Annotated in this window: 18 protein-coding genes and 1 pseudogene; 10 read left to right on the forward strand and 9 right to left on the reverse strand. The window is 57.1% G+C overall.

Annotated features, from left to right (window positions below; all coding sequences use genetic code 11):
- Window positions 1–43 precede the first annotated feature (43 nt).
- The 6 genes from H3H45_RS03920 to H3H45_RS03945 all read left to right on the forward strand — a co-directional run bounded on the left by H3H45_RS03920 (window position 44) and on the right by H3H45_RS03945 (window position 7,068).
- The gene (locus H3H45_RS03920; protein ID WP_182832423.1) at window positions 44–1,777 is read left to right on the forward strand and encodes a hypothetical protein; all 1,734 of its coding nucleotides are present in this window, start codon (window positions 44–46) and stop codon (window positions 1,775–1,777) included.
- A 10-nt stretch (window positions 1,778–1,787) separates the two neighbouring features.
- Window positions 1,788–2,987, forward strand: a complete 1,200-nt coding sequence (locus H3H45_RS03925; RefSeq protein WP_182832424.1) for a hypothetical protein — start codon at window positions 1,788–1,790, stop codon at window positions 2,985–2,987.
- Between the two features lie 31 nt (window positions 2,988–3,018).
- On the forward strand, window positions 3,019–3,459 hold the full coding sequence (locus H3H45_RS03930) for a hypothetical protein (protein WP_182832425.1): 441 nt from the start codon (window positions 3,019–3,021) through the stop codon (window positions 3,457–3,459).
- A 75-nt stretch (window positions 3,460–3,534) separates the two neighbouring features.
- Entirely contained in the window at window positions 3,535–4,674 is a 1,140-nt protein-coding gene (locus tag H3H45_RS03935; protein WP_182832426.1) for an SIR2 family protein, read from the forward strand.
- On the forward strand, window positions 4,671–6,443 hold the full coding sequence (locus H3H45_RS03940) for an ATP-binding protein (protein ID WP_182832427.1): 1,773 nt from the start codon (window positions 4,671–4,673) through the stop codon (window positions 6,441–6,443). The genes H3H45_RS03935 and H3H45_RS03940 overlap by 4 nt, the downstream gene beginning before the upstream one ends.
- Window positions 6,444–6,555: 112 nt before the next feature.
- Window positions 6,556–7,068 (forward strand): hypothetical protein, encoded by a 513-nt coding sequence (locus tag H3H45_RS03945; RefSeq protein ID WP_182832428.1) that lies wholly within the window; start codon window positions 6,556–6,558, stop codon window positions 7,066–7,068.
- Between the two features lie 403 nt (window positions 7,069–7,471).
- Here H3H45_RS03945 and H3H45_RS03950 read toward each other — a convergent pair whose 3' ends face one another.
- The 7 genes from H3H45_RS03950 to H3H45_RS03980 form a co-directional block, all read right to left on the reverse strand.
- Window positions 7,472–8,308 carry a macro domain-containing protein gene (locus tag H3H45_RS03950; protein ID WP_182832429.1) on the reverse strand — a complete coding sequence of 279 codons (837 nt, stop codon included), beginning with the start codon at window positions 8,306–8,308 and terminating at the stop codon, window positions 7,472–7,474.
- A gap of 44 nt (window positions 8,309–8,352) precedes the next feature.
- A complete protein-coding gene (locus tag H3H45_RS03955; RefSeq protein WP_182832430.1) occupies window positions 8,353–8,913 on the reverse strand; it encodes a TIR domain-containing protein in 561 nt (186 codons plus the stop codon).
- Between the two features lie 672 nt (window positions 8,914–9,585).
- Window positions 9,586–10,185, reverse strand: a complete 600-nt coding sequence (locus H3H45_RS03960; RefSeq protein WP_182832431.1) for a DUF6338 family protein — start codon at window positions 10,183–10,185, stop codon at window positions 9,586–9,588.
- A 215-nt stretch (window positions 10,186–10,400) separates the two neighbouring features.
- Entirely contained in the window at window positions 10,401–11,420 is a 1,020-nt protein-coding gene (locus H3H45_RS20380) for a TniQ family protein (RefSeq protein ID WP_182832432.1), read from the reverse strand.
- A 9-nt stretch (window positions 11,421–11,429) separates the two neighbouring features.
- Window positions 11,430–12,320 (reverse strand): TniB family NTP-binding protein, encoded by an 891-nt coding sequence (locus tag H3H45_RS03970; RefSeq protein ID WP_182832433.1) that lies wholly within the window; start codon window positions 12,318–12,320, stop codon window positions 11,430–11,432.
- On the reverse strand, window positions 12,317–14,170 hold the full coding sequence (locus tag H3H45_RS03975) for a Mu transposase C-terminal domain-containing protein (RefSeq protein WP_182832434.1): 1,854 nt from the start codon (window positions 14,168–14,170) through the stop codon (window positions 12,317–12,319). The genes H3H45_RS03970 and H3H45_RS03975 overlap by 4 nt, the downstream gene beginning before the upstream one ends.
- On the reverse strand, window positions 14,167–14,856 hold the full coding sequence (locus H3H45_RS03980) for a heteromeric transposase endonuclease subunit TnsA (protein ID WP_235983344.1): 690 nt from the start codon (window positions 14,854–14,856) through the stop codon (window positions 14,167–14,169). The genes H3H45_RS03975 and H3H45_RS03980 overlap by 4 nt, the downstream gene beginning before the upstream one ends.
- Before the next feature lie 37 nt (window positions 14,857–14,893).
- Here H3H45_RS03980 and H3H45_RS03985 point away from each other — a divergent pair.
- Window positions 14,894–15,547: pseudogene (locus H3H45_RS03985) on the forward strand (ATP-binding protein); the annotation flags it as partial.
- Here the strand turns inward: H3H45_RS03985 and H3H45_RS03990 are convergent.
- Window positions 15,544–16,473: a LysR substrate-binding domain-containing protein gene (locus tag H3H45_RS03990; RefSeq protein WP_182832436.1), complete on the reverse strand. Its 930-nt coding sequence runs from the start codon at window positions 16,471–16,473 to the stop codon at window positions 15,544–15,546. The pseudogene H3H45_RS03985 and the gene H3H45_RS03990 sit on opposite strands and share 4 nt — an antisense overlap.
- A gap of 135 nt (window positions 16,474–16,608) precedes the next feature.
- Here H3H45_RS03990 and H3H45_RS03995 point away from each other — a divergent pair, with 135 nt between their 5' ends.
- Window positions 16,609–17,994: a NorM family multidrug efflux MATE transporter gene (locus H3H45_RS03995; RefSeq protein ID WP_182832437.1), complete on the forward strand. Its 1,386-nt coding sequence runs from the start codon at window positions 16,609–16,611 to the stop codon at window positions 17,992–17,994.
- Between the two features lie 87 nt (window positions 17,995–18,081).
- On the opposite strand, the gene H3H45_RS04000 is transcribed toward H3H45_RS03995, so the two are convergent.
- The gene (locus tag H3H45_RS04000) at window positions 18,082–19,755 is read right to left on the reverse strand and encodes a putative bifunctional diguanylate cyclase/phosphodiesterase (protein ID WP_182832438.1); all 1,674 of its coding nucleotides are present in this window, start codon (window positions 19,753–19,755) and stop codon (window positions 18,082–18,084) included.
- A 298-nt stretch (window positions 19,756–20,053) separates the two neighbouring features.
- On the opposite strand from H3H45_RS04000, the gene rep reads away from it, so the two are divergent.
- The gene (gene rep, locus H3H45_RS04005; RefSeq protein WP_182832439.1) at window positions 20,054–22,063 is read left to right on the forward strand and encodes a DNA helicase Rep; all 2,010 of its coding nucleotides are present in this window, start codon (window positions 20,054–20,056) and stop codon (window positions 22,061–22,063) included.
- Window positions 22,064–22,134: 71 nt separating this feature from the next.
- Window positions 22,135–24,681, forward strand: a complete 2,547-nt coding sequence (locus tag H3H45_RS04010) for an SEL1-like repeat protein (protein WP_182832440.1) — start codon at window positions 22,135–22,137, stop codon at window positions 24,679–24,681.
- Window positions 24,682–24,828 lie beyond the last annotated feature (147 nt).

Genomic DNA, 24,828 nt, shown 5'->3' on the forward strand with positions numbered 1-24,828 from the left:
AATAAGGCAAATTAAGTGCGAATATTGATCCGTATCGCACTTAATGACCATCCAGATCGAAGAATTCAGGTTCAACGACAAGCCTTGGTGCATTACCTGGCTCGGACGCATCATTTATCCTCCTTCGTCGAGCACTGAGCCTCGTATCACCGTCCACCTCGCCGAGCTTCTACCGGGCTTTAGCGACCCGCTGTCGGCCAAATCCCAGCCCGAACCACCGAAGTACCAGCAGGTCTCGGTCAAGGTCGGCCTCATCGCACTTCTGAAGATAGGGTCTGTTTGGCTTAATGGCGTACGGGTGCCGGTGCAGTCCAAGAATATCGAGTGCACCCTGGCGCACGAGAAATGCCATCTGGTTCGCTTCGATGACAAGGTACGAATAGGTGATAGCCAGGAGCCGATATTCGCTCCAAATCGATATCGGATTGGCCGTGACGCCCTAATCGAGAGCAGCAGCTCGTGGGTCGTGGTTATCTACGATCCAACACCAGCGCTTCGCCTAATGGTCATACCTGCGACGATCTTGTTCCAGCAGGCGCTCGCCACATCTCCGAAAGCTGTTCGGCAGCTCGTCTATGGGCAACTCGACAAGATCGTTGACCCTTCCTCTGGTTCCCTTCTGGACAAGCCAAATACGTTCTACATGATCTTGTTCAAGGACTTCCGCGATCTGGAAGGCCCTGCGCTCGCGAACCTTATCGCCGATCCTATTGCTTCCAAGGAGTACGCCCGGTTTCGCCAGTCGCTCACCACAGAAAGTGTGAATCATCGAGAGCACGGGCAACCAGCCGCTCACATCAAGCTCAATCTCCCCTTTACGAACCCGGTTCAGCTCAAAGCCAACGGCAAGTTCATGCCTTTCAGGGTGCAGCGAGGCAAGACGGAAAGCACCGAGTGGGGCTTCCTCGCAACAGAAATCACGGACCTACAAACCCGCCTTTGCTTTGATCGACTGATTATTGACCGTAAGAACAGTGCGAAGAAGGGCCTGAACGCAAACGACCCTGATCTCATACCATCGTATGGTGGGCGGAGTCGCTCCCCTGTCGAGCTGGATATGCTTGTTCTCACATCGAAGGAGGAGCCGGCAGATCATCTCGAGGCAGCCTGTGTCGAAGCTTCGGGGAACATTCTTGATCTTTCCCTTGAGCTGATAGACGACCCGAAACTGGTGCAAAAGTACCGCTCTCGGCCGCGCGCGCCTCACGGCACCGGAGACCCCGATGGCACTGCATCGCCCGGCGATCCATCAGGAAACGGCTCAACAACGGAGTTGAATGTAAAGACTATCCAAACGCCTGAAATTCCGGTCACTCTCAATGAGTTCTTCAAAACTCTGGCCTTTGTAGTCGATGCGGGATATCCATTCCGAACTATTCCTGTTTCGTCGTCCTTTCGCCAGCAGCCTGACAACACTGGCGTTGTGAATTTCTTGCCTTGGCACATCAACAAGGTACGCAGTTGGCACCTGTCCTCCGATAGCTCAAGCGCTCCCCCGCGTGGCTACGTAGTTGCCGAACTGTGTCATGGCGGCGTGTGGCGCTATCTCATCGAGATCCAGCGAAAAGGTGCCGAAGCCCTCGCACTCCTCTACGTTCGACATCACTCGGGCCAACGAATCGAAACGCCCGAACTTGCACAGTTCATGCTCGAAGTTGCGCGCGAGAACGGCTGGGGCGCCAAAGACCACATCAAGAAGTGGGTCTGTACTCCTATCAAACATCGTCCGAAGAAAGGCGCGGAAACCTTCGCCCTGGACATCATCAAGCAGCTCTAACGGAGTCGCAATGCTCTACCTTTGCTTTACTACGGACGATGAGCAACTTATTCAGCTGTCGGTCGATTATTGGCAACGAGGCGAAAACGATAGCTGGGCATGCGGAACAATAGCGGATCTCGCACGACGACACGGCCGTACCCAAGCTGGGCTTCTTAAGGTTGTGAATCAAGCTTGCAAAGCGGTTACGACCGTCCGATGTGGTTGCGGTCGCCGGCTCGTTGCAACATCGCGTACGGGGTTTCAGGATCTACAGCGCAGAGTCTTCAGCAGAAGGAAAGTAGATCCGCAATGGCAATGCGCCGTATGCGTCGAAGAGTTGTATAAAGAAAAGCAACGTCAACAAGAGGAGCAGCACGCAACCGAAGAAAGGGCCATTCAGCAACAGATTCAAACATGGGCAGAACAGCTAAGGCCCAGAAGCTATAGAGCAGCGCCATTTCGAGACGCATACCTCCTGTATGGACTCTTCTCTGCATCGGGTGACCTTTGGACACAGGGCAAACTGGAGGCGTGGTCCAATCATAGGACTGCACTGTTCGCGCACCCGAATGACACCGTTGCTGTCTATCAGCTGTTGCACGAGGCTGGGTGGATCGTACCGGCCCAAACTCGTCGCTGGGCATTGAGGCTCAATGCAGACGGAGTCGTGGAGTACGACACAAGCCTGGTGAATTGGACACTAGCACCGGATAGCGACCACCTACCCTTTACCCAAGTATTGCTATCTCTTGAGAGCACACTGGAACAAGCAGCGCTAAGCGACTGGCGTGAGGTCTGGTACTCAGTCTGCCTCTCTGAACTTCGAAAGCTCCTTGATAAACAGCTGGACCGATACGGTTTCTCATGCAAGCGCTGGAGTCCATTGATAGAGCAAAATCTCCGACAGATTTTGGATGAATGCTCATTGGCTGAAAGCATGAGAATCGTTTATGACTCCGTTAGACAGCTCGTGGATGCTCGCGAAGACAAGCATAGAAATTACAGTCGGCAGCACATTGAAAACATGTTGCCTGGCTCCTTTAAGCGACGTCTGGAATACATCCGAAAAAAAGGCTGGACACCTTACCGGTGGCATCGCAGTGGGACAAAGGATGAAGCGATCTTTACGAGTCTTCTCTTCGACAAAGTGCTCAAGGGAGGCAACCACTTCTACGATGAGCTGACTGGCGCAGCGTTTCACCTTGAGCCGCCCAACAAGTCAATATGAGCCGCACTTTATCAATAATGGTGAGAATCGAATGTCATTGAGTAATATTGAGCGGTTCGACGAAATAACTGGAGAAGTGTTCGCCAAGCTTTATCTGAACTTTCCCGTACCATGTTTGCTTCGAGCTGCCGACTACGTTGCTAGCGCAACCGTATTCAATGAACACCTCGGGTCCGATGTACCATCTGAAGATGCAGAGTTTTTCTTTGCATGTATCCGTTGGCTTGAAGGCTCAGGATATATCACTGCAAAAGCAGAGAATGGTTTCTACGTCGCCGAGGCTGTCCTTACCAGCAAAGGGCTGGAGGTTTTGCGTGCAATGCCTTCGAGTCTGCAGGGGAAAGCGTCAATTGGAGAGCGGCTGGGGGATACCGCAGCTAGAGGCGGTAAAGAAATTGCACGCATGCTGGTTTCGGAAGCACTCTCCCTTGGGACTCGAATTGTCGGCCAGCAAGTAGGCTTAGTCGTTTAATACTCGCATAATAAATATCAGACCCGCATAGATGGCACGAAAAACTCAAGGGTCGACATCGCAACGGAGCATTGCATGTTCATATCAATCCCACCTGTCGACATATACAACAAGAACATAAACCTTCTTATTGGGTCTGGGGCTTCCGCTGACTTGTTTCCCACTCTAGGGCTAGCTATAACCAATAGCCGATCCGAGTGGGAGACCATTGAAACATTGGCGACGAAATATGAGGGCGATATTAAAAAGAAGACAGCCCTCTTTATGCACTACTACAACACCTGCATAAGCCCGGTCCAGAGTTACAATCCTGACATCATTCGCAGCAGAAAGAAAAAAGAAAACATCAGGAACTACCAGAACTTAATAAAGACCATCATTGGATTGCTTGAAAAACGAAAGGATCTCAACCGCAAGGTAAATGTATTTACAACAAACTACGATGGCTGCTTGCCCTTTGCCGCCGACTCAATACTGACTGATGACACACATCAGTTTACTGTGAACGATGGCTCTGCTGGATTTCGAACAAAACATCTCCATATAAAAAACTTCCACCGTTTCCAATGCCAGGCGAGTGCCTTTGAACGCCACAACTATGGAATACCACAAATAAATCTAATGAATCTGCATGGCTCAGTATATTGGGAAAAAGATGCAGATAAAATTAAAGTCGATTACGACGCACGCCACTCCAACTTCTTAACTGCAAGAACCCTCAGCAAGCTTGAAGACTATTCAGAGTATCTCGTCACTAAAGGGGGAACGACGGAGGAAATCCCATCTGTGCAGCTAACCCCGGGAGAGATTAGTAATTTCTGGGATAGCTACAATGCACTGCCCATCGTAAACCCAACCAAATGGAAGTTCCACGAAACGGTTTTCGAAGAGCATTACTATCAGATGCTCCGACTTCTAAGCTACGAGCTTGAAAAGCCTAACTCTATCTTGATCACCTTTGGATTCTCTTTCGCTGACGAGCACATTTTAAAACTGGTGCAACGCTCGCTCACCAATCCAACTTTGAAGGCATATGTCTGCTGCTATAGTGCCTCAAGCGCCAAGAAGTTGGCCGGCGACTTTAAGGCCTGGAATAACGTAGACGTAATCGGCCCTCCTGATGGTGAAAGCCTCACCTTCACCAATTTTAATAAGTATATATTCTCACTAAAACCCGAGACATATACCGCCCCTGACGCCGCGGAGGCTTTATGAGCCTGGTTGTCGGCGAGGTCACTGCAGTTTCCGGCATAAAGATATCGTTGAGGATATTTGAAGACTCCAACCAAGAGTCCATTTTTTACAATGGAGTAAAATATCGCGGAATTTCAATCCGGGAGCACATATCTATCCAGCGCGGATTTATAGATATTGTCTGCTTGGTAGAGGGTGAGTTTTTAGACGAGAGGAATGTTGACGCTGAGAGTGGAAGGACAATCTATACAAGAAGGGTCGATGTAAGGCCAATTGGATTCATTGTTGATGGCATTTTTCAAGAGGGCGTGAAGTACATGCCTATGATCCGCGATGTGGCTTCACTGCTCAGTGAGCCTGCGGTTGCTAGGATATATGGAAAAGAAGGGCGCGGAGACTTTTCTATTGGTGTGATGCTAAAGGAAGATGTTGCAGTCAACTTGTCTTGGGCTCGAATATTTAATGGACATCTAGGGATTTTTGGAAATACGGGCAGCGGAAAATCTAATACGCTAGCAAAGCTATACACAACATTATTTAAGCAAAAGCATGAGATTCTTAAAGATAAAAGCAGCTTTATAATAGTTGACTTCAATGGCGAGTACACCGAAGACCAAATACTCCCCTTCAACGAAAAGCGAGTAACAATACTAAACCAGAAGAAGCCACGCGATAAACTTAAACTGTCATCATCCCACTTCTGGGATGTTGAAACCCTTAGCTTACTTTTTCAGGCCACAACAAATACACAGCAGCCGTTCATCCGCAGAATTGTTAATGGCAGGGAGAGATTTAAATCCAACCCTGATTCTCTCAAGAACTTCTTTTTGAAAACATTTGAGAGAGCATTCAGTTCGGGCGAAGCAAAGCCAGATGCCTTAGAATTAAGCAGAGAAATTGCTCGAATAGTCGACTCACAGGCTTTGCAGAATCACCTTAAAGAGATTAAGTACATTTTTGCCAATCGTTCATTCAAAAGCAATAACGGGCCTTGGTATAACTCTGACGGGGCAGGCTTTACGGAAAGCATACTGCCTATATTGCAACACATAGACCTGGACTATTTAGATCAGTTTGATGAATTTCTTTTAAGGGCTTATCTACAGCTATGCTCTGATGTGGTATTGGGCTATGCACAATATGAACATATTCAGCCAGTGCTTACTCGCGCCAAGGCCTCGGTTACAGAACTACGAAAGGTGGTTGAGCTGACCGGCGGGCACCCCCCATCGGATTTACTGCATGTAATCTCGCTAAAGCGGTGTAAAAGCGATATGAAGAAAATCCTTCCGCTTTTGATCGCAAAAAGCATCTATGCAAAACATAAGGACACTGTAAAAAGCCCTCCAAATAAGACCCTTCATTTGATCATTGATGAGGCTCACAATATACTGTCAGAGCAGTCGGCAAGAGAGCACGAGGTCTGGAAGGACTACAGGCTTGAGCTTTTTGAAGAAATCATAAAAGAAGGCCGGAAGTACGGTGCATACTTAACGCTCTCAAGTCAGCGACCAGCCGATATATCACCGACCGTAGTCTCCCAAGTTCACAACTTTTTTATTCACCGGCTTGTCAATGATCGTGACCTTAAGCTGCTAGACAACACCATTAGCACTCTGGATACCTCATCTCGAGCACTTATTCCAACTCTTGCCAAGGGATGCTGTGTTGTAACAGGGACAGCGTTTGACCTTCCGATGATAATAAAAGTTGACCCGCTAATTAAGGAACACCGCCCTAGCAGTGACGACGTAGATCTTGAGGATCTTTGGGATGATGCCTTGATCTAAGCTCTGTTGGCCGCGCAGGGCGGTTTAAAAATGCAGACCGTTACTCAGCAGCCCGCTCACTATGTTCTAGACTCTCAACGCCAGGATGGCTTTCCTCGAATGGAGTTCGAACATGAGCTATATCAAGTACCTCGTCGTTGCCCTTGCTTCCGCCTTGCTCTCCGCCTACACAGCCCTCTGGTATGCTGCACCGGCTACCGCTGAAGCTCCGCATTCCGTTGTACGCCCACCGCTGACAGTCGAGCAGAGCGACGGGAAACTGCTGATTTGGGGTGGGTGGAAAACCCAGCAGGGTTATGAAGCCCCAGGCACCAACGCTATCGAGATCCGCTGCGAGCGCGTAAGCGGTCGTTGCACTGAGGCTTATGCCTCGATTCTCCACCACACCGAGGGCGAGGATCTGGAGGCTCAGGTGTTCGATTACACCATCCAGGCTTGGTCTGACACCGAGGTTATGGCAGTTGCCGAGCGAGCCATGGACTGCCTGAGTCGACATCTTTTAGTAGATCTGCGCGGCAAACAGGCCCGACTTGAATGGAGCCAAGGAGCGGAGACCAGCTGCAATGGTGATGAGGGTGCAGCTGTGTTAGTGGGTGACCCTATACCACTCGTCCAAGTCGATTGAGAGAACTTGGGCTGACTGGCGGCGCCGGATTACTTGCAGCAGGCTGGACGGCCAAGCCGCTGGCGTCGCTGGCTAGGATCTCTTTTGCGCATCGCCTCTCTGAGGCGCTCAGCGGCTTCAGCTAAGACTGCAGGGTCTGCCGCTCGGATGGCATTCATCAGCTCTTCGCGCCTGCGGGCTTTGCCCTCAAGAATCTCGTCAAAGCTACTATCAGACTGGTAATACCTGCTCATCTAGGCAACCTCGCGAACTGGTCATTGCTAGAGAGTATCACGAGGAGCGGCTAGTCGCAGCGTGCCCTCAAGACTACGCGCTTGTTGAGTTTGAAAGGCGCTTTTTCCAGAGCTTGGGGAGTGTCTAGGAAAGCCGGGGCGACTCATGTAGGAAAATGATTAAACGCCAATCAAATTCCATTTTTAGCAGATTTTATATCCAAGAGATTAATCTGATTGATCTTGCTCTCATGAATTACGATGGTGAGCTTTGCGGGGTATTTAAACCGCATTTCACTAATCCTAAAAGTCCATAGCATAATTTTGAGAAGCTCTTCGTCAGAAATATTTCTATGCTCTTTAATGCGGGTTATCCCAGACCCAAAAATAGGAACTGACACGTTCTTTTGAGCATAAACCTTGTTTACCTTGTCCCAGAATTTAATTAGAAACTCCAAGAATTCCGGCATAGTGAGCATGGCACGATTGCTGTCGTCGAACTTTGAAAAAGCCGCAAGAATGTACTCCCCATAGACGCATACCGTGCCTATGCTATATCTACGACTCTTACCATACTTCCGCTCAACATTGTCGCAAACGACATCACCCTCCTCAAAATTATAGGAAGAAATGTGATCATCCAGCACCTGGACTGAACTCGAGAAAAATTTATTTATAAATATTCCATTAAGGGATTCGTCGGATATCACCTTATTGTCAACAAGAGTGTCAAAATACTCATTAAAGGCAATGGCCTTAAAGCCAGACTCCTTAAATATGTCGCCAGTCTTAATCGTGACAGTACTGCCTTCGATATCAAGATCGATATTTTCAAGAGTCGAAGAGTGAACCCATAGCGTGATATATCCAATAACCAGCCCAAGAACAAATATCACCCCAAGAAGGATTTTTGCCCCATCAGGAATATCAACAAATATCAGGAACAGCGAGAGCGCTGTCGATATTGCTGATATGTACTCCAGGAACTGCCTTATGACTCTCCGATCAAAAAAACCAACTTTTGGCATTTATCCTCCCCGGAAGTGGTGTATGTAGCAGAGCGTATTTCTTACTACTTAAACCGGTATACATCTATTTTATTGGGGGTGCTCACGGTAAAGCCTGTATCTTGCAGTGACTGTCTGATCAGATCTTTATTCATTGGAATGTGAAGTGTCGGAACTTTTTTCATGGAATCGCGAAAAACAGGCAGATTATCCCACAGAGATATAACCTGTGGCTTCAACACGCCGTTAAGCAACAAGCTTTCTTTAGTATCGTAATCCGGGTATATAACAATTACAGGCAGGGACTGCTCTTCAATTCCGTACCTAATCTCCTCTCTAAGTGCTTGAGAGTTCTTGGTTCTAGAGCTTAGAAACAGAATAATATTCTTAGAACTTCTAAGGCGCTCCTGAAGCCTCGGCTTTAGCGTGCTCTCCCAATTGCTGCCATCCCGAACGCTATATGTCTTTTCATGAGAGTCGATAAAGGGAAACGATGCGTCTTGCCCTTTCCAAGCCTTTAGGGTGTTGTAGTAAACGAAATCTTTGGTCACATATGCGCCAAGTGTGCTGGTGCTAAACGGTTCCGAAACATAGAACGCACAGTAATTTCCATTCCTATAGGCCATAAAAATTCCTTTATAGTACTTTAAGACGGCACATGGTCATTGTTTCGCATATTAATCTGGGTAGAGTGTCCAGAGCGCGATGGGGCAAATTGGCTGATGACAAACCGGCCGTTAGTCGACTTTAGCCCTTACTTGGAGCGGGAGGTGGGGCCTTAGGTGGGCTTGCAGGACGCTGACTTGTCGTCTCTTTGCTCACTCCACCTTTGACGGGCGAACCTGACTGACTATTGGTTTTCTCTGACATTGAAACCTCACTTCTTACTTGCAGGCGGTGGCGCCGGAGGAGGAGTTGTCGGTCGCGTGACAACGATCTTTCCACCAGGGCTTACTCCATCGTATACAGGAACACCACTAGGCTTTTTGCCTGCCGGCTTCTTGTCACTCATTGATGCCTCCTCTGCGTGTAGGAGGCGGCGGAGCTTTCGGCGGGGTTGCCGGTCGCTGTGGCATCTGCTGCCCCCCCTTGCCACCAGAGCTAGGCGGTGGTGGTGATATGCCTCTTTCCTCGTACATGAAGTTATTTCCTAGCGGTTGGGGGCTTTCGGCGGAGCAGGCGGTGGAGTTGAAGGCCTTACATTAGACGGGGCCGGAGGGCTTACATTCATCCCATCTTCGCGAACCCGATGATCCACCATGCGTTCCCGCTCTTTGCCGTGATCAGTGGTCATATGACTACTCCTCTCGTTCAAGAAATTCGACCAAATAAACATCTACGTTGGAGATTAGATAGCTCTCAATGCCAGGCATCTCCACCCACTCATTTTGTTCATCCATCCAGCAAGGCTGCGTGATTAGAAAATGACCATCGCTCGGATCGGTTGGCCACACTGCCGGGTAACCGAATAGCCGCCGCCCATCGAGCAAAGTCAGCACGACAGACTGTCCTTCGCGTTTACGGAAGGCATAGATCCATTCAGGGTAGGAGGCTCGAGAGGTTAGCCCCCATTTTCTGGCGACTCTGTAGAGATAATCGTGATTTGAGGCGAATGCGAGGCCGAGTCCCAACAGAATCGCCAGACCGACTCCCCAAGCGCTTTCCGCCTGAGATGTCCATGGTCCCAACACAAACCAATGTGCCCCGATGTACTTCACCAAGAGCTCAATTCCCGATACCACCAGCGTGATAATACCGGTACCGATCAGTGCCTGAACTGTGCGCTCAAACTGGCCCGGTTTTTTCACGTCAGCCAGCCAGTAGAAGATCATCGTGGTGATGAACCCTGGTATAAGCATCTGCACTAGAGGGATGATCTTCGTTGCCAGGTCTTCCATTACCACTTCATCGCTGCTGTCTCTTGACCAGCACTATAGCTCCGAAAAAGTTGATCATGCACCTAGCATTTCATCCTTCCCTACGGCAGGGCCAGCCAGCCTCACCAGCACTCGCATAGCCGATTGAGCCGACCGTTCATTTCGCCCGCCATCAGTGGCTTGGCTGTAGATTCAACTGGTCAATGCAACAGCTCGCTTGCCCCCGCAAGCGGATGTCAAGTCAGTACAGAGTTACGTACTACTGCCGAACGAGCCCTTTTCATGGTGCTCTGTAATGTTGGACTTGATGCCCCCGCTTGCCAGAAATTTGCCCGCATCACGCTGTAGAGCCAGTACGGCAAATAACCATCGCGACAGAACGTTGTGTAAGGCTGGCGTACGTGGTCGCAAAACCTCAGGAAATGGTCTGGCCAGTCCTGTAGAAGCTTTGCCGCCTCCCGCATCAGAGCAAGCCGACTTACAACATCACAACAATCAAAGTTGTGATGCGAGGGCGTGACGACCCCTAAGCGACGAATGCCATGCATCACAGCACGGAGCCCATTGAAGTAAAGATGCGCGTAGAGATTCGGGTTGTTGCCGATGCTTACGTATCCGCTTTCAAGGACTTCTTCGAGCGAACGCTGCATAAGAACATCCTCGCCGTCAGCAACCTCTGGCTGCGCCGCAATGCGTCTTCTACAAAAGCCGCATGTCCGCATGTCGATCCTCGCTGGAAAGCTGTGGCGAGTCGACATGTCTACACGATGAGGGACGACCGGTTTGCCACACTGCCCGCAACGATCTTGGAGCACGACCTGGTGCTTAGTGCACACCGTCAGCAAGGCAAGCCGCCAGCATCGACGCAAGTAGGGCTGCTGATCCTCGTTCAGGCATATCGGACAGAACTGCTGCCCAAACGCGCGATGAGTACGGTGATAAATACTCAGCGACATTACGAACCTGGTCACTGCACGGTCTTGGAATTCTTCAAAGACCGTACCTTCATAGGCACGAAGGGTCATTCTCCTGATTCGCTCGATGCGAATGGTCGTACGTTCGGACAAAGCTTCTATCAGCCAGTCTGGAGCGTGATGATCGATGTCACGGTTCCATATTTGCCGGTCTCTGCCGAAGTATGAGGCATAGAAGCTCTGGACTTTATAGCCGTTGCCGCGAGCGATCCGAATCATCCACGACGACAGCAGTTCATCAGGCAGTGGATGAGGATGAATAGGCCATGCGGGACCGGCCATCGCTCCGACTCACATTAGCGCTGCAGCCTGTTTCCGTTGAGCGGGTGGTACGTACTGGCAGCCCTCCAACGTCGATACCGTGATTCGCTCTTCACCAGTCTTAATGGCGTGAATTGCCGCCATATTGAGCAACGTAGACATCTCTCCTATGGTTCCCGAGCTCATGTCGAGAACGCGATCAATCAAAGGCGATGCTGACAGCTGAGATGCCTCCTTCAACGGAAGCACGCGTTCAAAGCTCGACATTAGGCGTGCCAGCTCGGCGTTCCGGGTCCACTTCGGAAGAACCTCAGGGGTGAAGCGGTTTGCTAGCTGTGGGTCCGTCTGCACGGCGCGTACAGCCTCTGCCGTGCCGATACCAACTATCGGAACACGCAGCTCATTGCCTAGGTACTTCAGTACGTTGAGAGCGTTGCGTTGTTTAACGTACGCGCCCGCCATCAAGTGGTGGATCTCGTCAATCATCACGAACCCGAGGCTTACACGCTTCAGAATTGCAACGACCCGATCACGCTTAGCATCGACCGACTCGCTTCGCGGATTCGCCTCGAAGAGGCGATTGAGAATAGCGTTATAGATTCCGCGCTCGTCGGGGCCTGGTGGTGCCTGTATGTAAAGAACAGGAATCTTGACTGCTTCGCCGTTGGGGTTCTCGCTAGCCGGATGTCTCTCTCGAAATTTCTCGACCAGCATTGTCTTGCCGTTATTTGTTTCACCAACGATTAGCATGTTGGGCATACGAGGTTGTACGGGATGAACTAGCAAATCCTCCAGTTTTTCGAGAATGTCTTTGGCGCGGCTGTAGCCAATCCAGCGCGGCTTCTTGATGTGCTGGATTCGCTCCTGATCGGGGAGCTCTACCTTTGAGGCGGCTGTGTCAGAAAGGTGCGAATACTTCATTGCGCTTCCTCGATGTCATCGAACGGCTGGACATCCTCATCCCAAGCGGGAACGGCCGCAGGCTCGGAAAATTGTGTGCGTACCGCTGCTACGGCGTTCTTACGCCAGCCCGCGCGTCGCTGGGTGGTGCGCCGAACGCTTCGTGATTTTTCTGCAGCGGCGCGCTCGATACGCGCCATTTCCGCCAGGCCTTGGAAGATGGTGTCCTCATCTGGCTGCAGCTCGGGCTGGGAGGCGATGCGCTTCAAGATCGCGTTCAATTCCCAGGCACTGATCTTGGGCCGCGTTATGTTGCGATAGGGCACGGCGAAGTAGGTTTTCGTCTCTGGATCCAAGAAGTACACCTCACTGATATCGCGAGGATCACGAACGAAGACGAACTTCCGCTTGAGCTTTGCATTCTTCGGATCGCGTGCATGAATCCACGGCCGCAGCACGTCGGCGTAATAGTGAATGTTGTCGATTACTACGCCGTATTCTTGGATCGTTCTTTCTACGTAGGGCATGAAATCGAACCGCAACTTACGCTCATCGCGGATGGGCTCAGGCAACCCGATGCCTATGGTCGTGCTGGTTCCAAGCAAAAACTGCTCGTAGTACTTGATCGGAGGGACACGGCCGATGCCACGATGTGGTCTCTGGTGATAGACCTTCAACACGAAGATAGAGAACCAGTGTTCGAACTCGGCTAAGGTCATCACAGCGCGCCCCTGAGAGTCGTACTCACCTCGCTCCTCCACGTTCGAAAATGTCGTACCAGGCAACGTCTGAACACGATGCATGAACGTGCGGAACAGCCGCTCTACGTGGCCGCCGTAGTTCGGTAACCCCTTGGGCCGGTTCTCCATCACGATGTTGTATTCGCGGCATGCTCGCTCAAGCATGGTTCCGCGGAACTCTGATGCATTGTCAGCGTAAATCTTGGAAGGAACCCCATAGACCGGCCATCCCGTGTCGATAGACCGCTCCGCCAACCATTGCACTTTCGGAAGGATCGCGTGCGCCAGTGCTAGGCCGGTCGAAAGGGCACCGGGAGGATCGAGCGACGCGCAAAAACCAGCAAGCATTCGCGTGCAGCTATCCGTGACGATCGTCAGATAGCCCCTACCGATCTCCTGTCGGTACTGTTCATCTACGAAGCACATGTCGATCGGTGAATGATCGATCTGATAGACGGCTAAGGGGACATCAGCGCCGGGGAAAGAGCCTCGAAGCGGCTGGTACTTCTCTCTGGCTTCTTTGAAACTGTGCCGCTTGGCGACGATCAAGCGATCCTGAAGCCCATCTACCCTTCGGCGGATCGTGGAGATGTTGGGAGGAGCGAGCTGCTTTTCTCGGCACGAAAGCGCAATACGCTCCCACAGCTCAACAACAGTGGGGCGCTCTCTAGTTAGGTAGAAAGCCTCAATTTCTGCCTGGATGATGGTTTCGACGTTTGAGGCCAATCGAGACCTGCCATTGTCGCTTCGTCCGCTGCGCACGAGCGCCGAAACGGTCTTGCTTTCATGCCACTTAGCAATCCAGCGATAGACAGTGGCGCGGTTCTTTCCGAACTTGCCAGCAACCTCGTCGATCTCCTGGCGAGTTCGCTTGCGATTCTCGCGCTCCACCAAAGGACGTATGGCTTCGAAGCGACTCCAAGCTTCGCTCCATGCCTCGTCTGGAATGGTCATGAGGCCCTGCTTACCTCTGCCAGCAGAGATCTTTTCCCGGAGTTCAGTAGCAGGTACGAGCTCCATGTGGCCGCTTTCTGAATCCTTGATCAAGACGCGGTCAATCGAGGGAATATCGAGAAGGATCCAATCACGGTCGCGCCATGAGACAGGGCAACCTGGAACGAGTTTGCTCATACACAGCCCCCTAGAGCCCAAAGAGGCGATTGCATGGTAAGCGGCTGCACCAGGTCAAATCCGATTCGACGTTCAGCCAGGAGCTTCCAGATCGTCGGAAGAATCTCGGCTTGTCGCCAACGATCGGGAGAGATGAACGCAGCCAAAGCACTTGGCGTCGTTTCGATAAGTTCGTTGATAGCGGTTGTTACAGCCTCTTCTGCAATAGGGTCGAATGACCGGTTTCGGTATGGCAGAAGGAAGCGAGCATTATCGAGATAGGGGGTTCGGATCTCACGCTCGGTGTACATCTCGAAGAGCCAGCCGCGCTCATCTGCATACCGCTTGGCTGCCCTGATGCGCTCCCGCCAGACGCGCCATTGGCCATGGAAAGCCTCGCGGTACTTAATCTCTACCAAGACAGGTCGGCTATCCCGGCGCAGATCGGCTCTCCACTCAATCAGACCGTCTGGTGTGTACCGGCACCAACTCCCCCCCTGGTCTTGGTACTTCACAACCACCGGCTGCGGGGTGTAGATGTCCACAGAGAAGTCGAACTGGAGCAGGATCATGAAGTCTCGCTCCAGCGATGACTCGTACCGGTTGCCGTTTGGCATCGTGCCGGTGACGCTCCGGCTCTGAACGCCTATCTGGCGAACCGGCCCGGAGACCAAGGAAGATGCTTTGTTTGCACTTAATGGGTTCATTTATACCGCCTGTTCGCAATTAATTAGATTTCTAACAGGTGGCAGTCGCCCGCAACCGGGAGAAATTACCCTGGCCCATCAGGGCGTCTTATTCTTGGACGAACTGCCGGAATTCGATCGCAAGGTACTGGAGGTGCTGCGTGAGCCACTGGAAAGCGGGCAGATCGTGATTGCCCGGGCGCGCGACAAGGTACGCTTTCCCGCCCGCTTCCAGCTGGTGGCAGCAATGAATCCCTGCCCTTGCGGTTATCTGGGCGACCCCAGCGGGCGCTGTCGCTGCAGCACGGAACAGATCCAGCGCTACCGCGGCAAACTGTCCGGGCCGCTGCTCGACCGCATCGACTTGCACCTTACCGTGGCCCGGGAAAGCACCGCGCTGCACGCCGACCCCGAGAGCGGGCAGAACAGCGCCAGCATCGCCACCGAAGTCGCCAGTGCGCGGCAGCGGCAGATGCGCCGCCAAGGCTGCGCCAATGCCTTTCTCGATCTGTCGGGTTTGCGCCAGCACTGCCCGCTGCAAGCCGACGACCAGCGCTGGCTGGAAAGCGCCTGCGAGCGCCTCAACCTGTCGCTACGCGCCGCCCACCGCCTGCTCAAGGTGGCGCGCACCCTGGCCGATCTGCAGCAAGCCGAACAGATCAGCCGCGCGCACCTGGCCGAAGCCCTGCAATACCGCCCGGCCTCCGGCTAAGCCGGGATGACGCGCTGTACCTGCGGCAGCTGCATCGCCGCCACTTCGGCCACCAGGAAATCGCGCAACCGGCGCAGGCGCTCTTCACCCCGGCGGCCACGCGGCCACACCAGGTAGTAGCTGCAGCCGCTGGGCACCGCGCTGGGCCAGGGCAGGCCGAGGCGACCCTGGGCGACATCCTCGGCGATCATCACCAGATCGCCGATCGACACGCCATAGCCGCGGGCGGCGGCGACCATGCCCAGCTCCAGGGTGTCGAACACCTGGCCGCCCTTGAGCGGCACCTGCTCGGCCAGGCCCATGGCCTGCAGCCACTGGCGCCAGTCGCGGCGATCCGGGGTCGGGTGCAGCAGCTCGCTGGCCTGCAGCCGCGCCAGGTCCCAGGGCTGTTCGGTCAGCGCATCCACCGCGCACACCGGGATCAGCCACTCGGCGAACAGCTCGACCGCCTCCCACTCCTCGGGAAAAGCCACGCCACTGTTGAGCAGGACCGCGCAGTCGAATGGCTCATGGTGGAAGTCGACCTTGTCCACGTCCATCCAGGCGCTGGTCAGCTGCACTTCGATATCGGCATTGAGCAGGCGAAAGCGCGACAGCCGCGCCAGCAGCCAGCGCATGGTCAGGGTCGACGGTGCCTTCAGGCGCAGGGTCGCGTCATCCGCACGCAGGGCAGTGCAGGCCCGCTCCAGCGCATCGAAGCCATCGCGCACACCGGGCAGCAGGGTCCGTCCGGTCTCGCTGAGCTGAAGGTTGCGGCCCTTGCGCTCGAACAGGCGACAGGCGAAGTATTCTTCCAGAGTGCGGACATGCCGGCTCACCGCGCTCTGGGTGATCGCCAGCTCCTCGGCCGCGCGGGTGAAGGAGGCATGCCGCGCCGCCGCTTCGAAGGCGCGCAGGGCATAGAGCGGCGGCAAGCGCCGGCTCATCGGCAAAATCCATGAGTTTTAGTCATGCATAGCATCTGCTTTTTCATTTTGTGCCAACTCGCTTGGCTCAGGAGAATGGCGACATTCTCTGCCGTCCTGGATTTGTCCGGCAAGCCATCTACCTGAGTCAGAATCATGTCATCCGCCGCCCGCCTGGAACTCCTTGCCCTCGTCCGCCTGGCCGGCCCGCTGATTGCCGCGCAGCTGGCGCATGTGCTGATGGTGTTCACCGACACCCTGATGATGGGCTGGCTCGGCCCGGCCGAACTGGCCGCCGGCGGCCTCGGCGCGGCCAGCTACTCGTTCATCTCGATCTTCTGCGTCGGTGTACTGGCCGCGGTGGGCAACCTGGTCGCCATCCGCCATGGCGCCGAGGACAACCTCGGCGTCACCCGCCTGACCCAGACCGGTCTGTGGCTGGCCTGGGGCCTGGCCCTGGGTGCCGGCCTGCTGCTGTGGAACCTCGGCCCGCTCCTGGCACATTTCGGCCAGGAGCCACACAACATCGCCGGCGCCCAGCAGTTTCTCTCGACCCTGGTGTTCGCCCTGCCCGGTTACCTCAGCTTCATGGCCCTGCGCGGTTTCACCGCCGCCATCGGCCGGCCGGGCCCGGTCATGGCCATCAGCATCGGCGGTGCCGTGGCCAACTTCGCCCTCAACTATGCGCTGATCCACGGCTGGTTCGGCCTGCCGCCGCTGGGCCTGGCCGGCATCGGCCTGGTCACCGCGCTGGTCAGCAGCGCCATGGCCCTGCTGCTGGCCTGGCACCTCACCGGGCATGCGGCCTACGCTGCCTATCCGCTGCGCCGCGGCCTGCTCAAACCCTGCCTGGCAGAATTCAAGGAGCTGCTGCGACTGGGCCTGCCGATTGGCGGCACCTACGCGGTGGAGTCCGGCCTGTTCGCCTTCGCCGCCCTGAGCATGGGCGCCATCGGCAGCCAGGCGCTGGCTGCGCACCAGGTAGCAATCATGTCGGTGTACGTGGCCTTCATGGTGCCAGTGGGGATTTCCTACGCCACCACCTTCCGCATCGGCCAGCACTTCGGCGCTGGACGCCTGATTGATGCCCGCCGCGCCGGACGCCTGGGCATCGCCCTGGGCGCCTGCTGCATGCTCGGCTTCGCTCTGCTGTTCTGGCTGGCACCGCAGTGGGTGGTGGGCATGTTCCTCGACCTCGACAACCCGGACTTCGCCGAGATCATCGCCCTGGCCGTCAGCCTGCTGGCGGTGGCGGCCTGGTTCGAATTGTTCGACGGCATCCAGACCATCGCCATGGGAGCCATCCGCGGCCTCAAGGACGGCAAGACCACCTTCTGGGTCGGCCTAGGTTGCTATTGGGCGATCGGTGCGCCGCTGGCCTGGGCGCTGGCCTTTCCCCTGGGTTGGGGCGCCGAAGGGGTGTGGTGGGGCCTGGCGGGCGGCCTGGCCTGCGCGGCGATTGGCCTGACCCTGGGTTTCGAGTGGAAGACTGCGCGCCTGTTACGGCCACAACCGGCCATCGCAGAGACCTGCCTGTCGTAGCCCGGATGCAATCCGGGGGACAGAGCTGCCGGCTTTCCCGGATTGCATCCGGGCTACGTTCAGGTACGCACGACGCACCCTACAAGGTCAGGAAGGCAAACCGGAGAGCAGCGGCTGGCGCACACCAAACACCAGGAAGCGCGCCAAGTCGGCCAGGGGCAGGGCCTTGCTGATCAGATAACCCTGCACCTGGTCGCAACCGAACTGGCGCAGCAGGGCCAGTTGCTCCGCGTTTTCCACGCCTTCGGCAACCACTTCCAGATGGAGGTTGTGCGCCAGGTTGATCATCGCCCGCACCAGCTGACGATTCTCCGCGCGCTCGCCCATGCCGCCGACGAAACTCTTGTCGATTTTCAGCAGAGTGATCGGCAAGTTGTTCAGGTGCACGAAGGAGGAGAAGCCGGTGCCGAAGTCGTCCAGGGAGAAGCGCACGCCTAGCCGGCCGAGGGCCTGCATGGTCTGCTGCACCTGGTCGCTGCGGCGCATCACGGCGGTCTCGGTCAGCTCGAATTCGAGCCACTGGGCGTCGACCCCACGCTCCTCGATCAAACGCTGCAGGGTGTCCAGCAGCTGGCTGTCCTGGAACTGACGAAATGACAGGTTGACCGCCATGTGCAGCGCCGGCAGGCCACGCCCACGCAGCCACTGCATGTCGCGCAGGGCACGCGAGATCACCCAGTAACCCAGCGGCACGATCAGCCCGCTTTCCTCGGCCAGCGGCACGAACTCGTCCGGGCCGAGCAGGCCGCGTTCGGCATGGCGCCAGCGCACCAGCGCCTCCAGGCCGAGGATGCGCCCGCTCTGCAGACACAGGCGCGGCTGGTAATGCAGCTCCAGCTCGTCGCGGCGCAGGGCTCGGCGCAGCTCGCTTTCCAGATCGGCCTGGCTGCGCGCACCGCGATTGGTGCGCTCGTCGAAGACATGAAAAGTGCAACCCTGGGATGCCTTGGCCTGCTGCATGGCGATGTGCGCGTGCCACATCAGCGGGTCGGCACCGGCATCCGCGCGGGCATGGGCGATGCCCAGGCTGCAGCCGATCAGCAGGCTCTCGCCATCCACCCAATAGGGTTCGGCGAGGGCTTCGGTGATGCGTTCAGCAATCTTTTCCGCGCGCAGAGGATCGCGCCGGGTATCGATCAGCAGGGCAAATTCGTCGCTGCCCAAACGCGCCACGCGATCACCTGCTTCCAGCTGGCTCTTGAGCCGCGCCACCACCTGCAGGATCAGGCGGTCGCCGGCCTGGTGGCCGAGGGCGTCGTTGGCATGGCGGAAGTTGTCCAGATCGAGATGACCGAGGGCCAGGCCGCGACCACGGGACTCGGCCAGGTGCGCCGCCAGCAGGGTATGGAAGCCCAGGCGGTTGGCGATGCCGGTCAGCGGATCCTGTTCGGCCAGGCGCTGCAGGGTGTTCTGCAGCTGGCTGCGTTCGCGCGCGTAGCGCAGGCAACGACGCAGCATGTCGACACTCAGGTTGTCGCGCACCAGCCAGTCGTAGACGTCCTCAGGCGCCTGCTGGGGCTCGCTGTCGAGCAGCAGCACGATGGGCAGGGGGCATCGTCCGGGTTCGGGCAGGCAGGCGGGGGTGGTCAGCAACAGGCCCGTGCCGGGGTCGTCGAACAGGCTGCTGGCCGCCTCCCAGGTCGGCGCAGTAATCAGCGGGTAACCGCTGCCCAACGCTTCCAGTCGGCTGCGCAGCAGGGTGGCCCATTCCGGCTGTTCAGCCAGCAGGACCAGGCGCAAAGGTTCGACAAGCGCGGACAAACGACCTCCCCGGGGTCAGAAGACAGACTTACCTCGTCTGGGTGCGCCGTATTCGGCGTCTCGTGTTTGCGCATCCCTGTGCAGCTTTCTGCGCATCCTGCGGCAAAGGCATAGCAGGGGCAACCGCCAGCAATCGGAACAAACGTACTTGATCTTTAGAAATAGAGACTTAACGCACACTATTGAAGCTTTTTATTTAGAGCGAAGCCCGGCCAGGCGCGTCATCGGCCAGCAGCCCGGCGCCATGCCCGGCCTGCTAGAATGCGCGCCTGGTTTTCCCCTCGTTGATACCTTCGCCATGTCCCGACTCAATCCCCGGCAGCAAGAAGCCGTGAACTACGTCGGCGGTCCCCTTCTGGTGCTCGCCGGTGCCGGTTCCGGCAAGACCAGCGTGATCACCCGCAAGATCGCGCACCTGGTACAGAAATGCGGCATCCAGGCCCGCCATATCGTCGCCATGACCTTCACCAACAAGGCCGCGCGCGAAATGAAGGAGCGCGTCGGCACGCTGCTCAAGGGCGCCGAGGCACGCGGCCTGACCGTGTCGACCTTCCACAACCTGGGCATGAACATCATCCGCAAGGAATACGCGGCGCTGGGCTACAAGCCGGGCTTCTCGATCTTCGACGACGGCGACATCAAGGCCCTGCTGACCGACATCATGCAGAAGGAATACGCCGGCGATGATGGCGCCGACGAGATCAAGAACTACATCGACAGCTGGAAAAACGACCTGATCCTGCCCGAGGAAGCCCTGGCCAACGCGCGCGGGCCCAAGGAGCAGACCGCCGCCATCGTCTACCTGCACTACCAGCGCACGCTCAAGGCGTACAACGCGGTGGACTTCAACGACCTGATCCTGCTGCCGGTGAAGCTGTTCCAGGAGCACAAAGACATCCTGGAAAAGTGGCAGAACCGCATCCGCTACCTGCTGGTCGACGAATACCAGGACACCAACTCCAGCCAGTACCTGCTGGTGAAGCTGCTGGTGGGCATGCGCAACCAGATCACCGTAGTCGGCGACGATGACCAGTCGATCTACGCCTGGCGCGGCGCGCGCCCGGAAAACCTGATGCTGCTGAAGGAGGATTACCCGTCGCTGAAGGTGGTGATGCTGGAGCAGAACTACCGCTCCACCAGCCGCATCCTCAAGTGCGCCAACACCCTGATCGCCAACAACCCGCATGTGTTCGAGAAGCAGCTGTGGTCGGACATGGGCGTAGGTGACGAGATTCGTGTGATCCGCACCCGCAACGAAGATGCCGAGTGCGAGCGGGTCGCTCTGGAAATCCTCACCGAGCACCTGCGCACCCAGCGCCCGTACAGCGACTTCGCCATCCTCTACCGCGGCAACTACCAGGCCAAGTTGATGGAGCTGAAGCTGCAGCATCATCAGATTCCCTATCGCCTGTCCGGCGGCACCAGCTTCTTCGCCCGCCAGGAGGTGAAGGACCTGATGAGCTACTTCCGTCTGCTGGTCAATCCGGACGACGACAACGCCTTCCTGCGGGTGATCAACGTGCCGCGCCGGGAGATCGGCTCGACCACCCTGGAAAAGCTCGGCAACTACGCCACCGAGCGCAAGATCAGTATGTACGCCGCCAGCGACGAGATTGGCCTGGCCGAGCATCTCGACAGCCGCTACACCGAGCGCCTGGCGCGCTTCAAACGCTACATGGACAAGATCCGCGAGCTGTGTGCCGGCAACGACCCGATCGGCGCGATCCGCAGCATGGTGATGGATATCGACTACGAGAACTGGCTACGCCAGAACGCCTCCAGCGACAAGGTCGCCGAAGCGCGCATGGGCAACGTCTGGTTCCTCGTCGAGGCGCTGAAGAACACCCTGGACAAGGACGAAGACGGCGATATGACCGTCGAGGACGCCATCGGCAAACTGGTGCTGCGCGACATGCTGGAGCGCCAGCAGGAGGAGGAAGACGGCGCCGAGGGCGTGCAGATGATGACCATGCACGCCTCCAAGGGCCTGGAATTCCCCTCGGTGTACATCATCGGCTTCGAGGAGGAAATCCTCCCGCACCGCTCCAGCATCGAGTCCGACACCATCGAGGAAGAACGCCGCCTGGCCTATGTCGGCATCACCCGCGCCAAGCGCAACCTGACGCTGACCTTCGCCGCCAAGCGCAAGCAGTACGGTGAGATCATCGACTGCTCGCCGAGCCGCTTCCTCGACGAGCTGCCGCCGGAAGACCTGGTCTGGGAAGGCCAGGAAGATGCGCCGGTGGAGGTCAAGGCCGCGCGCGGCAACGATGCCCTGGCCAACATGCGCGCCATGCTCAAGCGCTGACGGAACGCACAGCCGCGCGGCGGCGGCTTGGCTAGACTGCGCGCTTTCGCCGTATCGCAAGGAAGCGCGCCATGTCCCATCGCATGTACCTGTACAACAAGGCCGTCGTCGGCAGCGACGATGACGCCAGCCTGCTCCTGATGGAATGGGGCTACGAACTGCCGCTGCTGTTACAACCGCTGTTCAGCGCGGCGCCCTTCGTCGGCGCCAACTGCTACAACAGCCCCGGCAGCGAAGAAGGCCTGTACGCCGAGGCCAAGGCCGGCATCCAGGCCCTGCGCGACTTCTACGACTTCATCGAGCGCCACGCCGGCAGCCTGCTGGATGATGTCGAGGCCTTCCGCACGGCTCGGCAGAAGATCTTCCAGCTGCTCGACAAGCGCGCCGGCCACGCCTGGTTCCATCTGGACGCCTGGGACGTGTTCAACATGAACGACGAGGACCGGCGCGCCCAGGCCGAAGCGCTGCTGGAGGAGATCGCCCGCGCCAACGCCTGTATCCGCGAGGCCATCGAGTGCGACAACCCGCTGCTGCTGGACAACTGCCCCGGTGTCGACAAACCCTGGGCTGGCACCTTCCGCGCCGTGCTCAATCTGGACAACTACGACTACGGCTGGGAGCCACTCGGCTCGCTGCTGCCGAGCCAGGACGAGGACGAGCCGCAGATCTTCTGCGAGAACGGGCGCTATGGCCTGCGCACCGCAGACGGCAAGATGCTGATCGAACCGCACTATCAAGACTTCTATGACTTCGACTGGCACAGCGGGCTGGCCTGCGTGCAACACGAGCAGCGCTTCGGCTATGTCGACCGCCAGGGCCGCGAAGTGATTGCCTGCCAGTTCGAAGAGGCCTTCGACTTCGTCGGTGAGCATGCGCTGATCGCCGAAGGTGGCCGCTACGGCCTGATCGATCGCCGGGGGCGGGTGACGGTGCCCTGCCAGTTCGACGGTGGCGAGGCGCTGGATTACACAGGCGCCTACTGGAGCGTGCAACAAAATGAGCTATGGGGAGTCATCGACTCCAATGGCCGCTGGATGCTGGCGGCGCAGTACCAGCAGATCCACGCCTACGAGGGCTACTACAGCGCGAAGCCGACAAAGGGCCCGCAGCACCTGTTCACCACTCGCTTCCACGACCTCGGTGCCATCGGCCTGGACAATATCAACAGCGTCAGCCTGGGCGAGAGCGGCGAGGCCTATGTGATCCGCCGCCGCGAGGGTAAGCAGTGGCTGTGGCGCGCCCTCGACGAGCAGGGTCAGGCCCTGCTACCCGGCGAGTACCAGGCGCTCGACTACCTGCACGAGATGCAGGCCTGGCGGGTGCGCGACAACCGCCAGTACGGCCTCTATCGCCACCAGGCCGGACGCTGGCTGCTGCCGTGCGCCTATGCCCGGATCGAGCTGCAGCAGGGTTGTTGGGGCGCCGACGGCAGCCACTACTGCCTGGTGCAGGAGAACAAGCGCTGGGGCCTGTACCGCGGCGGCGCGCAGGCCGGCTGGACGCTGGAACCGCGCTTCGAGCACCTGACGAACCTGCACGACGGCTATTTCAACGCCTGCCAGGACGGCCGCTGGGGCATCCTCGACAGCCAGGGCCAGTGGCTGCGCGAACCGCTCGACCAGGCCCCCGCCGATCGCCGCTTCGTGCAGGGCGATGCGCTGGCGCTGGTGTTCCAAGGCGAGCGCACCTGGCTCCTGCAGGAAGACGGCAGCTGCCAGCCACTGGCCGCCGAGCGCGCCCTGCAGGTCGTCGACCGCTACGCCCAGTTCGGCCTCAGCGAGGTGCAGCAGACCTGTCTGCAAAACAGTGCGGGCGATCTATGGCAAGCCCTGGACAGCCATCGCCGCGGCCTGGCCGCCCTAGAAGCACAGGACTACGAAAAGGCCCGCCCACTGTTGCTGCGTGCGGTCGAGCTGGGTAACGACGATGCGCTCAACGACCTCGGCTGCCTGTTGGACAAGGCCGACCAGGACTACGCCGGCGCCCTCGTCTATTTCCAGCGCGCCAGCGATGCCGGCTCGGCCCTGGCCGCGCGCAACCTGGGCGACTGCTACCGGCAGGGTCGGGGTTGTACACATGACCCCGTGCAGGCGTGCCACTACCTGCAACTGGCCACCGAACGCGGCCATCGCCCGGCGCACCTGGAGCTGGCACAGCTGCTGTTCGAGCAGGAGTCCGACCATGACCTGGCCCTGCAGCACTACCAGGCGGCCTGGCGCCATGGCGACAAGGACGAGAGCGCCAACTATCTGGGCTGGCTGCACGAGCAGCGCGAGGACTATGCCCAGGCCCAGCGCTATTACCAGCATGCCATCGGCCTCGGCGACAGCTACGCGCACTGGCGGATGGGGCGCATGCACCTGTACGGCCTGGGTCGCGCGGTCAATCCGGGCAAGGCCCGCGAGCACCTGCAGAACGCTTGCGAGCTGGAGCGCGAAGACGCCTATCTGGATATGGCCGAGCTGCTGCTACACGACGAGTCCAGCCAGGAGGAAGCGCTGGGCTGGCTGCAGAAGGCTGTGGAGTCTGATGTACCGGGGGCTCGCGAGCTGGCCGAAGAGCTGCTCCGACAGCAGAAGAAACCCGACCTGCTGAGCCGGCTATTCGGCAAGCAGTAAGCGCCTGCCTCGGCTCCTCCGTAGGCTGCGCCATGCGCACTACAGGGCCCGCAGATGGCCCATGGGGCGTGCCGCGCCCCTAGATCAGGGCACCGACAACCTGCCGTACTTCGCCCAGCGCGCCAATCGCAGGCATAAAAAAACCGC

It is taken from the genome of Aquipseudomonas guryensis (genome assembly GCF_014164785.1).
Classification (GTDB): domain Bacteria; phylum Pseudomonadota; class Gammaproteobacteria; order Pseudomonadales; family Pseudomonadaceae; genus Aquipseudomonas; species Aquipseudomonas guryensis.